Source organism: Streptomyces sp. CA-251387, from assembly GCF_050936625.1.
In the GTDB taxonomy this organism is placed as follows: domain Bacteria; phylum Actinomycetota; class Actinomycetes; order Streptomycetales; family Streptomycetaceae; genus Streptomyces.
In genome coordinates this window covers 6644518-6656927 of sequence record NZ_JBNJMJ010000001.1, presented here as the reverse complement: position 1 = coordinate 6656927, position 12410 = coordinate 6644518, and the positions used below count along the sequence as shown (strand labels likewise).

General features: G+C 71.6%; 7 protein-coding genes. 2 read left to right on the top strand and 5 right to left on the bottom strand.

All coding sequences use genetic code 11. The annotated features are described in order from the left end of the window. Positions 1-19: 19 nt before the first annotated feature. From ACQEV2_RS29965 to ACQEV2_RS29955, 3 genes are all read right to left on the bottom strand, one after another. Entirely contained in the window at positions 20-1873 is a 1854-nt protein-coding gene (locus ACQEV2_RS29965; protein ID WP_433048182.1) for an acetolactate synthase large subunit, read from the bottom strand. A gap of 237 nt (positions 1874-2110) precedes the next feature. Continuing rightward, the gene (locus ACQEV2_RS29960) at positions 2111-5128 is read right to left on the bottom strand and encodes a putative bifunctional diguanylate cyclase/phosphodiesterase (protein ID WP_433048179.1); all 3018 of its coding nucleotides are present in this window, start codon (positions 5126-5128) and stop codon (positions 2111-2113) included. A 451-nt stretch (positions 5129-5579) separates the two neighbouring features. Further along, positions 5580-6530: a 2-hydroxyacid dehydrogenase gene (locus ACQEV2_RS29955; RefSeq protein WP_433048176.1), complete on the bottom strand. Its 951-nt coding sequence runs from the start codon at positions 6528-6530 to the stop codon at positions 5580-5582. A gap of 76 nt (positions 6531-6606) precedes the next feature. On the opposite strand from ACQEV2_RS29955, the gene ACQEV2_RS29950 reads away from it, so the two are divergent. After that, on the top strand, positions 6607-7605 hold the full coding sequence (locus ACQEV2_RS29950; protein WP_433048173.1) for an aldo/keto reductase: 999 nt from the start codon (positions 6607-6609) through the stop codon (positions 7603-7605). A gap of 133 nt (positions 7606-7738) precedes the next feature. Then, the gene (locus tag ACQEV2_RS29945) at positions 7739-8941 is read left to right on the top strand and encodes a PQQ-dependent sugar dehydrogenase (RefSeq protein ID WP_433048170.1); all 1203 of its coding nucleotides are present in this window, start codon (positions 7739-7741) and stop codon (positions 8939-8941) included. A 13-nt stretch (positions 8942-8954) separates the two neighbouring features. Here ACQEV2_RS29945 and ACQEV2_RS29940 read toward each other — a convergent pair whose 3' ends face one another. Next, positions 8955-9155 carry a DUF6191 domain-containing protein gene (locus ACQEV2_RS29940; RefSeq protein WP_433048168.1) on the bottom strand — a complete coding sequence of 67 codons (201 nt, stop codon included), beginning with the start codon at positions 9153-9155 and terminating at the stop codon, positions 8955-8957. A 38-nt stretch (positions 9156-9193) separates the two neighbouring features. Beyond that, entirely contained in the window at positions 9194-12238 is a 3045-nt protein-coding gene (locus ACQEV2_RS29935; protein ID WP_433048165.1) for a helix-turn-helix transcriptional regulator, read from the bottom strand. Positions 12239-12410 lie beyond the last annotated feature (172 nt).

Genomic DNA, 12410 nt, shown 5'->3' with positions numbered 1-12410 from the left:
GTGTTCTGCTCTTCCTCGCTCAGTCGTCTTCGTTGTCGCCGAAGTCGGGGCGGACGTCCCGAGCGGCCATGATCTCGTCGTTGGAGGTGCCGGCGGCGACCATCGGCCACACCATCGCGTCCTCGTGGACGATGAAGTCGATGACGACCGGACGGTCGTTGATGGAGTTCGCCTCTTCGATGACCTTGTCGAGGTCGGCCGGGTCCTCGCAGCGGATCGCGTAGCAGCCCATGGCCTCCGACAGCTTCACGAAGTCGGGGACGCGGGTGCCGGCGCTGGGCTGCTTGCCGTCGGCCTCGGGGCCGGAGTGCAGCACGGTGTTGGAGTAGCGCTGGTTGTAGAAGAGGGTCTGCCACTGGCGGACCATCCCGAGGGCGCCGTTGTTGATGATGGCGACCTTGATCGGGATGTTGTTCAGGGCGCAGGTGGTGAGCTCCTGATTGGTCATCTGGAAGCAGCCGTCGCCGTCGATCGCCCAGACGGTCTGGTCCGGGGCTCCGGCCTTGGCGCCCATCGCGGCCGGGACCGCGTAGCCCATGGTTCCGGCGCCGCCGGAGTTCAGCCAGGTGGCGGGCTTGTCGTACTGGATGAAGTGCGCGGCCCACATCTGGTGCTGGCCGACGCCCGCCGCGAAGATCGTGCCCTCCGGGGCGAGTTGACCGATGCGCTCGATGACCTGCTGCGGGGACAGCGAGCCGTCCTCGGGCTGGTCGTAGCCGAGCGGGTAGGTCTCGCGCCAGCGGTTGAGGTCGTTCCACCAGGCGGTGTAGTCACCCTGGTGGCCCTCGGCGTGCTCCTTCTGAACGGCCTGGACCAGGTCGGCGATGACCTCGCGGGCGTCGCCGACGATCGGCACGTCGGCGGCGCGGTTCTTGCCGATCTCGGCCGGGTCGATGTCGGCGTGGACGATCTTGGCGTACGGGGCGAAGCTGTCCAGCTTGCCGGTGACGCGGTCGTCGAAGCGGGCTCCGAGGGCGACGATCAGGTCGGCCTTCTGCAGCGCGGTGACGGCGGTGACCGCACCGTGCATGCCCGGCATTCCCACGTGCAGCGGGTGGCTGTCGGGGAATGCGCCGAGCGCCATCAGGGTGGTGGTGACGGGCGCTCCGGTGAGTTCCGCGAGGACCTTCAGCTCGGCGGTGGCGCCGGCCTTGATGACACCGCCGCCGACGTAGAGGACGGGGCGCTTCGCGGAGGTGATGAGCTTGGCGGCCTCACGGATCTGCTTGGCGTGCGGCTTGGTGACGGGCCGGTAGCCGGGCAGGTCCATGGCAGGCGGCCAGGAGAAGGTGGTCTGCGCCTGGAGGGCGTCCTTGGAGATGTCGACCAGGACCGGTCCGGGGCGGCCGGTGGAGGCGATGTGGAACGCCTGGGCGATCACCCGCGGGATGTCCTCGGCCTTGGTGACCAGGAAGTTGTGCTTGGTGATCGGCATGGTGATGCCGACGATGTCCGCCTCCTGGAAGGCGTCCGTGCCGATCGCCTTGGAGGCCACCTGCCCGGTGATCGCCACGAGCGGCACCGAGTCCATGTGCGCGTCGGCGATCGGGGTCACCAGGTTGGTGGCGCCCGGTCCCGAGGTCGCCATGCAGACGCCGACCCTGCCGGTGGCCTGCGCATAGCCGGTGGCCGCGTGGCCGGCGCCCTGCTCATGGCGGACCAGGACGTGGCGCACCCTGGTGGAGTCCATCAGCGGGTCGTACGCCGGAAGGATCGCACCACCGGGAATGCCGAATACCGTGTCGGCGCCGACCTCCTCGAGCGAACGGATGAGGGACTGCGCACCCGTGACGTGCTCGGGGGCGGACTGGTGTCCTCCGGATCGGGGCCGCGGCTGCGGGTGAGCCCCGGTGGCCTGCTCGGTCATCGGCATTCTCTTCTCGATGCTGAGGGTTTTTGCGAAGTTTGGGCGGAGTTTCGATGCTGCACGACTGGTGCCTGTGCAACAAAAAACCCCTCGTGCCAAAAGGCAAGCGAGGGGAGCGCGCCGGGTGTGGTCGCTGGGAGTTCCGGGTCCGTCCGGACGTCACCAGCTTCAGCCGACGCGCTTTCCAAGTACGAGAATTCGGGTGCGCATGGCACTGACCCTCCCCCCGGCACGCACTCACTGTCAAGTGGGTGGGACGGGAGTCTCATTATGTGAGCGAAGGGCACTGCCGCCTCCGAGAACAGCGGTCACACCACTGGTGTACACCGCGGGCCCACTCCCCGCGAACGCGGGCTCCACCGGTCCGTGCGGCACCGGGTAGTGGCCGGAACTGAGCGCCCGGCGCAGCCGGTACTCGTCCAGCGCCCCGGAGAACGCCATGCCCTGCCCGTGCGTGCACCCCATCGCGCGCAGGGCCACGACCTGTTCCGGCAGGTCCACGCCGTCGGCCACGGACTGCAGCCCGAGGTCGCCGGCGATCCGCAGCAGCCCGCTGGTGATCTTGTGCAGCCGGGCCGACTCGACGACTCCCTCGACCAGACCGCGGTCGAGTTTGAGCACGTCGACGGGGAGCCGACGCAGGGCCGTGATCGCCGCGTATCCGCTGCCGAAGCCGTCCAGGGCGACCCGGACACCGAGTCTGCGCAGGCCGCTGAGGCGGCGCTCCAGTTCGTCCAGCGAGACGCGGGGGTCGAGGTCGGACAGCTCGATGATCAGCGACCCGGACGGCAGCCCGTGCCGGGTCAGCAGCGCCTCGATCGAGCCGAGCGGCATCGACCGGTCGAGCAGCCGGCGCGCGCCCATCCGCACCGCGACGGGTACGGCGAGCCCGGTCGCGGTGCGCTCGGCGGCCTGCTCGACGGCCTCCTCCAGCATCCAGCGGCACAGCTCGGCGGTCTTGTCGCTGTCCTCGGACACCCGCAGGAACTCGGCGGGCGTGAACAGCACCCCTTGCGAGGACCGCCAGCGCGCCTGGGCGGCGACCGACGTGATCCGGCCGTCCGCCAGACACACCACCGGCTGGTGCAGCAGCGCGAACTCGCCGTCGTGCAGCGCGGCACGCAGGCGCGTGGCCAGCTCCGCCTTCCTTACGACGTCCTGCTGCATCTGCGGCTTGTACAGCTCGACGCGGCCCTTGCCCCCCGCCTTGGCGCGGTACATGGCCAGGTCGGCGTTGCGCAGCAGCTCCCCCGCGCCGAGGCCGGGCTCGGCGAAGGCGACGCCGATGGAGGCGTTGACGCGGACATCGTTGCCGTCGATGAGGTACGGCTGGGACAGCGTCACCCTGAGGCGGTCGGCGAGCTCCAGGATGTGCCGTTCGCGGGCGGTGCGGTCGCGGGTGTTGTCCCCGGCGATCAGGGCCGCGAACTCGTCGCCGCCCAGCCGGGACGCGGTGTCCCCGTGCCGGACGGCCTCCTGGAGTCTGCGGGCGGCCTGGACGAGCAGCTCGTCGCCGGCCTGGTGTCCGATCGTGTCGTTGACGCCCTTGAAGCCGTCGAGGTCGATGAAGAGGACGGCCGTGTTGCGCAGGGCGAGGCCGCGGTCGGTGGCGCGGCGGCCGGACAGGGCCTGCTGGACGCGCTTGGTGAACAGCGCGCGGTTGGGCAGGTCGGTGAGCGGGTCGTGCTCCGCGTTGTGCTGGAGCTGCGCCTGCAGGCGCACTCTTTCGGTCACGTCCCTGCTGTTGAAGATGAGGCCGCCGTGGTGCCGGTTGACGGTCGACTCGACGTTGAGCCAGCCGCCGTCGCCGGACCGGAAGCGGCATTCGATGCGCGTAGTGGGTTCCTCAAGTGGGCTGGCGGCGAGGAAGCGGCGCACTTCGTGCACCACGCAGCCCAGGTCCTCCGGGTGGATGAGGTTGGCCAGTTCCGTACCCACCAGCTCCTCGGCGGAGCGGCCGTAGACCCCGGCGGCGGCCGGGGAGACGTACCGGAGGATGCCGTTGGTCGCGGCGATCATGATGACGTCGCTGGAGCCCTGCACCAGGGAGCGGAAGTGGTTCTCCTTCTGCGCCAGTTCCTGGGTGAGGGTGATGTTGTCGAGCAGCATGATGCCCTGGCGCACCACGAGGGCGAGCACGACCGTGCCGCCGGTGATGAGCACCACGCGGTCGACGCTGCGGCCGTTGAGGACGTTGTAGAGGATCCCCAGCGTGCAGACGGCGGCGGCGAGATACGGCGTGAGCGCGGCCAGGGAACCGGCGATCGGCCGCGTGGCCGGGTACCGGGTGAGATCACCTCCCTGCGCGGGCGTGTGGTGGTGGCTCGTGGCGCGCTGTCCGGGCACGTGCTCGTGCACCACGCGCGTGTGCCCCGTCCCTTCCTGCCGTTCGGCGTCCGCGCGCCCGCGCCGGGGCGTGGCCCACGGGGCGTACGCCAGGAGCAGCGACCCGGCGAACCAGCCCGCGTCGAGCAGCTGGCCGGAGCGGTAGCTGTTGTGCAGCAGCGGCGAGGTGAACAGGGCGTCGCACATCACGGTCAGGGCGAGCGCGCCGATCGCGGTGTTGACCGCGGTGCGGTTCGCCGAGGAGCGGCGGAAGTGCAGCGCGAGCACCATGCTGACCAGGGCGATGTCGAGCAGCGGGTAGGCGAGCGAGAGCGCGGCGTGCGCCACGCTCGTCCCTCCGCCGGCGTCGATCTTGGCCGCCTGGGCCAGGGCGAGGCTCCACGCGAGCGTCAGCAGCGAGCCGCCGATGAGCCAGGCGTCCAGCCCGAGGCAGACCCAGCCGGCCTTGGTCACCGGGCGCTTGGCGAGCACCAGGAGTCCCACGATGGCGGGCGGCGCGAAGCAGAGGAAGAACCCGTCGGCGTAGGAGGGGCTGGGCACGGGCCGCTCCAGGACGACCTCGTACCACCCCCAGACCAGGTTGCCGAGGGCCGCCATCGCCGAGGAGAGGGCGAACAGCAGCCAGGCGGGTCGAAAGCGGATACGGCGGCTACGGGCGTAGCGGAAGCACGACACGGCGGCGGCGCCGGCCGCGGCGGCCAGCCCGAAGTCACCCATGATCAGCGCGAGTTGGTCCGACCCCCAGCCGAGCGCGGAACCGACGGCGTATGCCGCGCACACCAGAGCCAGAACGAGTTGCGGAACCATTCCCGAACCGCCGCCGGGGGACGAGAGGCGGGGCAGCATCGCCGCCGGCGACGGCTGTGCCCGCAGCGCCGAGTCGAGGGTGGTCGTGGGGGGCGGCGGCGAGCTCACCGGGCCCTCCCGGTCCGCGCCGCTCCCGGATCCCGAGGGTCCCGGTGCGCCGGCTGGGCATGCCGCCTGCGGCTGCTGTGCCTGCGGTGGTGATGGTTGTGACGGCAGCCGTGGATGCCGTGGTGGCCGCGTCTGCGCGCGGCCGTACTCCAGGGTCGCCGTCGGCGGCCCCGCCGCGTCGGATCGCTCGTCCATAGGCCGTGCATCGCCCGTCGCCCCCCTCACAAATCTGAAATGTCCATCCCCGGCGCCGACGGTGCGCGGCGCAACCCCTGTCGGGACGATACACCAGTCTCGTCACTCAGGGACATAGCGCCTCTACGCTCCGTGACGACCAGCGCATATGCGAGTACGGACCGCTTCCGTGAGGTTGCGGAGGGTACTCGAAGCGGATTAATGGTCGGTTGCGATTCGCGCACGCGGCCCGCGCGCCACGCTCAGCCGGTGAACGTCACGCGCGCGTCGCGCCCGTCGTAAGGATCACGTTGCGCAGCGGCTCCCGGTTCACATGACGACGCAACTGGTCCACCAGAAGCCGCTTGGCGCGCGGCAGGAACGCGGACGTCGGCCCGCCCACATGCGGGCTGATCAGCACGCCCGGCGCACGCCACAGGGGGTGCTCCCGAGGCAGCGGTTCGGGGTCGGTGACGTCCAGGGCGGCGGTGATGCGCCCGGTCTCCAGCTCGGCGAGCAGCGCCTTGGTGTCGACGACGGCTCCCCGGGCGACGTTGACCAGCAGCGCGCCGTCCTTCATCCGGGCGAGGAAGTCGGCATTGACCAGGTGCCGGGTGGCGTCCGTCAGGGGCGTGGACAGGATGACGACGTCCGCTTCCGGGAGCAGGGCGGGCAGTGCGGTGAGCGGATGCACAGGTCCGCGCGCCGTGGTGCGCTCAGAGCGCGCGACGCGCGCCACCCGCGCGACCTCAAAGGGTGCGAGCCGGTCCTCGATCGCGGCCCCGATCGAGCCGTATCCCACGATGAGGACGTTTTTGTCGGCGAGCGCGGGCCGGAATCCACCGATCCACTCCCCCTTGTCCTGCGCCCGCACGAAGTCGGGGATGCCGCGCAGCGAGGCGAGGATCAGCGTGAGGGTGAGCTCACCGGTGCTCGCCTCGTGCACCCCGCGCGCGTTGCACAGCCGCACGCCCGGGCGCAGGTACTTGAGGCCCGCCTCCACGTGGTCGATGCCGGCGGACAGCGTCTGCACGACCTCCACGGAGCTCATGTACGGCAGGGGACGCTGCCCGAGCTCGGGCGCCTTCATGTACGGGACGACGTAGAAGGCGCAGTCGGCCGGGTCGGCGGGGAAGTCCTCGGCGCCGTTCCAGAAGCGGTAGTCGGGCCCGTCCGGGAGTCCCTCGATCTCTTCCGGCGGGATGGGGAGCCATACGTCACCAGTCATGGTCAGGAGGCTATGTCAGGCGAACAGGAGTTCAGAGGTTAGGTTGGGGTGCCGGAAGAGGGAGGGTCACGTCCAGGTGGAGCGCAGGACGATCGGCGCGGCGGCGCTCGCGGTGGGAGCCGTCGGGCTCGGGTGCATGCCGATGAGCTGGGCGTACAGCGCGTCGCGGCAGCGGGGCGAGGAGTCGGTCAGGGCGGTGCACCGGGCGCTCGATCTGGGCTCGACGCTGCTGGACACGGCCGACATGTACGGTCCGTTCACCAACGAGCTGCTGGTGGGGCGGGTGCTGAAGGAACGCCGCCAGGACGCGTTCGTCTCCACGAAGGTCGGTCTGCTGGTGGGCGAACAGCACATCGTGGCCAACGGCCGTCCCGGCTATGTGAAGCGGGCCTGCGATGCCTCCCTGCGCCGCCTGCAGACGGACGTCATCGACCTCTACCAGCTGCATCGCCCGGACCCCGAAGTCCCCGTCGAGGAGACGTGGGGCGCGATGGCGGAGCTCGTACAGGCCGGAAAGGTACGGGCGTTGGGGCTGTGCGCGGTGGGCGCGCGGGGTGGCCGCCGCTCCGGAACGCGCCTGCACGACGTGACGATCCGTCAGCTGCAGCGGGTGCAGCAGGTCTTCCCCGTCAGCGCCGTGCAGGCGGAGCTGTCGGTGTGGTCGCCGGAGGCGCTGGAGACGCTGCTGCCGTGGTGCGAGGCGCGCGGCGTCGGCTTCCTGGCGGCCATGCCGCTGGGCAACGGCTTCCTCACCGGCACGCTGACCCCCGGCGAGGGCTTCGAACCGGACGACGTCCGCGCCCGGCACCCGCGCTTCACCGCGGAGATGATGGCGGCGAACCAGCCGATCGTGGCCGGCCTGCGCCGAATAGCGGCCCGTCACGGCGCAGGGGTCACACCCGCGCAGGTGGCGCTGGCGTGGGTGCTGGCGCAGGGGCGGCACGTCGTCCCGGTGCCCGGCACCAAGCAGGAACGCTGGGTGACGGAGAACGCGGGGGCCGAAGGGCTGCGGCTGACGCGGGAGGACCTGGCGGACGTGGCGGAGCTGCCAGGGGCGCAGGGGTCCTGGGACTGACGTCCGCGCAGGCCGGGCGGAATCCGGCCGGGGAGACCGGAAACGGCTGAGGGCCGGGCGGCGCTGAGCCAAGGTCCAGGGCGGCGCTGATTCAAGGTTCATGGATCGGGAACCTCTGAGACGCGAGCGGTGTATGAAGAGTAGAACCGGCCGCGTCGAAGGGACCGTGATCGTGCATCGTCGAGCTGTGACGGCCGTATGGGCCGCGGCCGCACTTGTGCTGACGGCCGGCTGCTCCTCCGACGACGGGGGATCACCGGGCGAGGGCAAGAGCGCGGCATCGAGCACCGCTACGGCCGGGGGGTCGTCGCCCACGGGTGCCGCGGCCGAGACTCCGCCCGCGCAAGGCACGGCCAAGGTCGTGCGCACGGTCGCCGAGGGCCTGAACACTCCCTGGGGCCTGGCCCCGCTCCCCGACGGCGACCTGCTCGTCTCCTCCCGCGACGAGGCCACGATCACGCGCGTCGACGGAAAGACGGGCAGGAAGACCGAGCTGGGCGAGGTGCCGGGGGTGTCCCCGGCGGGCGAGGGCGGCCTGATGGGCCTGGCGCTGTCGCCGGACTACGCCTCGGACCACATGATCTACGCGTACTTCACCTCGGCCTCGGACAACCGCATCGTCCGGATGCTGTACGACGAGGAGCGGCCGTCCGGCGAGCAGCTCGGCGCGCCCGACACGATCTTCAAGGGCATCCCCAAGGGCTTCATCCACAACGGCGGCAGGATCGCCTTCGGCCCGGACAAGATGCTGTACGCGGGCACGGGCGAGAGCGGCGACACGGGCTTGTCCCAGGACAAGGAGTCCACGGGCGGCAAGATCCTGCGCATGACACCGGAAGGCGAACCGGCTCCTGGTAACCCGTTCCCCGACTCCCCCGTGTACTCGTACGGCCACCGCAACGTGCAGGGCCTGGCCTGGGACTCCAAACAGCGCCTGTTCGCCGCGGAGTTCGGCCAGGACACCTGGGACGAGCTGAACGCGATCAAGCCGGGCGACAACTACGGCTGGCCGGAGGTCGAGGGCAAGTCCGACGACGCCGAGTTCCACAACCCACTGGCCCAGTGGGGCACCGACGACGCCTCCCCCAGCGGTATCGCCTACGCCGAGGGCTCCGTCTGGATGGCCGGCCTGAAGGGCCAGCGCCTGTGGCGCATCCCGCTGAACGGGACAGAGGCCTCCGCGGATCCGCAGGCGTTCCTGGAGAGCGAGTACGGCCGCCTGCGCACGGTCGTCGCGGCGGGCGGCGGCAAGCTGTGGCTGACGACCAGCAACACGGACGGGCGGGGCAGCCCCAAAGACGGGGACGACCGGATCCTGGAGGTGCAGGTGAGCTGAGCCGCCCCTGCCGTCACTTCTGCGCGTCCTCCTCCGCGTCCTCCTCGGCCGACACCTCGGGCCGCCGTACGACGACCTTCCCCGACGCGAGATCTATCGGCCCGCGCCAGGGGTCGTTGTCCCCGACGTCCTCGCGGGTCAGCTCCAGACGCTTCTGCTCGTCGCGGGTGTGCTTGCGGCCCGGGGCGAAGAGCTCTTCGAACGCGTTGAACACGGATCCTCCCTGGACCGACGTCCTTTACAGCGTAAGCCTCAGCTTCGCGTCCCGGACGTGAGTGTTTCGGCCGAAAACAACCCCATTCGATGCGCCACCGCAGCCGCCTCGCCGCGCCCCGAGACACCGAGCTTGCCCAGGATGTTCGAGACATGGACGCTGGCCGTCTTCGGGGAGATGAACAGTTCCTCGGCGATCTGGCGGTTGGTGCGGCCGGCGGAGACCAGGCGGAGGACGTCCCGTTCCCGGGTGGTGAGACCAAAGGCGTCGGACGGGTCGGGCGGGGGCGGGGCTGTCGTGAGGGCGAGGCGGGCTCGCTGGGCCAGGTGGGCTGTGGCGTCGGCGAGGGGGCGGGCGCCCAGGTGGGTGGCGGTGGCTCGGGCCAGCCGGAGCAGTTCCGTGGCGCGGGCGCGCTCGTCGTCGCCGCCGATCGCGAGCAGGGCCTCGGCCAGGCGGTGGCGGACCTGGGCGAGGTCGTAGGGGCGCTCCAGGGCTTCGAAGGCGGTGACCACGTCCGACCAGGTGTCGGGAGTGGCCCGGCTCTCGGCGCGGTCGAGCTCGGCTCGGGTCCACTTCTCGTACGCCAGCCACAGGGGCACGCCGGTGGTGAGCCTGCGGACGGCTTCGGAGAGCCGTTCCAGGAAGGCGGCGCGGCCCTCTTGTGCGGCGGGCAGCGCGCGGGCGTCGGACTCGGCGACGGCGGCGGCCCTCAGCAGCGGCCAGGCGTAGCGATGGGTGCCGGGTGGGAAGCCTGCGCTCAGGGCCCGGTCGGTCTCGGCGCGGGCGTCGAGAAGGCGGCCCTGTGCGGCGGCGATGCCCACAGCGAGGCAGGACATCGGGAGGTTGTTCTGCGGCATGGGGTCGTGGCTGCCGTAGGAGGCGCGGGCGGCGGCGAGGTGGCGGGCGGCGTCCGTGATCTCGCCGCGGGCGAGCGCGAGGTGGCCGAGCCAGTTGGAGCCTCCTCCGCGTGGCTTGGCGGACTGTCCCGTGCCCCGCGCGTTGACCGCGGCCTCGGCGGCCTCCTCCCAGCGGCCCAGGGACATCAGTGACTCGGCGAGATTCGCCCAGACCCAGGCCTCGGAGTCGCGCAGGCCCATCTTCTGGGTCAGGCGCAGGCCCTCCCGCAGGATGCCGGTGGATTCCTCGGAGCGGCCTATGCCCTCCAGGACGGACGGCAGGTTCACATGGCTGCGCCCGACCACCGCGGTGAGGCCGCGCGCCAGCACCTCGTCCCTGACCTCGTACATCTGGGCCAGTCCGGTCTCGATCTGCCCGGCGTCGACCATGAGGCCGCCGAGCGTGAGGCGCGCGTTCAGTTCGATGTCCTCGGCGCCCACCATGCGCGCGTACTCGACGGCCCGCTCGGCGGCCGACATGGCCTCGGGCCCCGGGTTGCGCAGCATCGACCAGTTGGCCGCGGTGGCCAGTACCTCGGCGTGCACCTCGGACGGTGGCAGACCGCGCACCAACTCCCGTGCCGTGCCGAGCTCTTTCCAGCCGTCGCCGCGGGCCTGGGCCTGGACCAGGCGGGAGCGCTGGACCCAGAACCAGGCGGCGCGGAGGGGATCCCCCTCGTCCTCCAGCAGGTGCAGGGCCCGCTTGGTGATCTTCAGGGCCCGTTCGCGCTCCCCGCACAGCCGGCCGGCGACGGCGGCCTCGGCCATCAGGTCGAGGTAGCGCAGGGGTGTGGTCTCGGGGTCGCAGCCGCAGGGCGGATAGACCTCGGTGTAGTCGACGGGGCGCAGCGTGGCCCGGATGTCCTCGGGGGCGGAGTCCCACAGCTCCATCGCGCGTTCCAGCAGCCGCAGTTGCTCGGAGTGGGCGTGCCGGCGGCGGGCGGCGACCGAGGCGTCCAGGACGGCGGGCAGGGCCTTGGCCGGATCGTGGGCGTGGTACCAGTAGCTGGCCAGCCGCATGACGCGCACGTCGGCCGGGACGAGCGTCGGGTCCGCCTCCAGGGCTTCCGCGTAACGGCGGTTGAGACGGGAACGCTCGCCGGGCAGCAGGTCGTCGCCGACGGCCTCGCGGACCAGGGAGTGCCGGAAGCGGTAGCCGTCGCCGTCGGGCGCGGCGATGAGGATGTTGGCGTTCACGGCGGCCCGCAGCGCCTCGATGAGGTCGTCCTCGGCGAGCTGGGCGACGGCGGCGAGCAGCCGGTACTCGACGGTGGAGCCGCCCTCGGCGACGATCCGGGCGATCCGCTGGGCGCTCTCGGGCAGCCCCTCCACGCGGACCAGGAGCAGGTCGCGCAGGGAGTCGGTGAGGCCGGTGCAGGAGCCGTCGTGGGCGGCGACGGCGAGTTCCTCGACGAAGAAGGCGTTGCCGTCGGAGCGTTCGAAGATGTCGTCGACCTGGGCCGGGTCGGGTTCCGTGGCGAGGATGCCGGCGATCTGACGGCCGACCTCGGCGCGGTTGAAGCGGCCGAGTTCGATACGGCGGACCGTGCGCACCCGGTCGAGTTCGGCGAGGAGCGGGCGCAGCGGGTGGCGGCGGTGGATGTCGTCGGAGCGGTAGGTGGCCAGGACGACGAGGCGGCCGGTGCGCAGGGTGCGGAAGAGGTAGGCCAGGAGGTGGCGGGTGGAGGCGTCGGCCCAGTGCAGGTCCTCCAGGGCGACGACGACGGTGCGGGCGGCGGCGACGCGCTCCAGGAGACGGGCCGTCAGCTCGAAGAGGCGGGCCATGCCCTCCTCGTCGGAACGGTCCGCCCCTCGGGCAACGGCCGTCTCGCCCAACTCGGGCAGCAGCCGGGCCAGTTCCTCCTCCTGACCGGCGGCCGCCGCGGCGAGCTCGTCCGGCAGTGCGCGGCGCAGGGCGCGCAGCGCGGTGGAGAACGGGGCGAACGGCAGTCCGTCGGCGCCGATCTCGACGCAGCCGCCGAGCACGACGACGGCGCCCTCGCGGGCGGCGGCGGTGGCGAACTCCTCGACGAGGCGCGTCTTGCCGACGCCGGCCTCACCGCCGATCACCAACGCCTGCGGGTTGCCTCCGGCGGCTTGGGCGAGGGCGGCGTTCAGCGTCTCCAACTCGGTTGCGCGGCCGACGAACACGGGGCTTACGGACCTGGTCTCCACGGGGCCGAGCATCGCACGCGGCACCGACAGTCCGGCACCGGTTTTCGCTGGGCTCGGCGCCGGTGGTGCCGTCTCCTGGGGGCTGCCGCCCCCAGACCCCCGCTTCGGCCCAGAAGGGGCCTCGTCCTCAAACGCCGGACGGGCTGGATTGCCTGGACCGGCGTCGAGAGGTGCGGCCCCTTGC

Coding starts and splice junctions, on each gene's coding strand:
- ACQEV2_RS29965 (WP_433048182.1), bottom strand. CDS start 1,873: ATGCCGATGACCGAGCAGGCCACCGGGGCTCACCCGCAGCCGCGGCCC.
- ACQEV2_RS29955 (WP_433048176.1), bottom strand. CDS start 6,530: ATGACTGGTGACGTATGGCTCCCCATCCCGCCGGAAGAGATCGAGGGA.
- ACQEV2_RS29945 (WP_433048170.1), top strand. CDS start 7,739: ATGAAGAGTAGAACCGGCCGCGTCGAAGGGACCGTGATCGTGCATCGT.
- ACQEV2_RS29935 (WP_433048165.1), bottom strand. CDS start 12,238: ATGCTCGGCCCCGTGGAGACCAGGTCCGTAAGCCCCGTGTTCGTCGGC.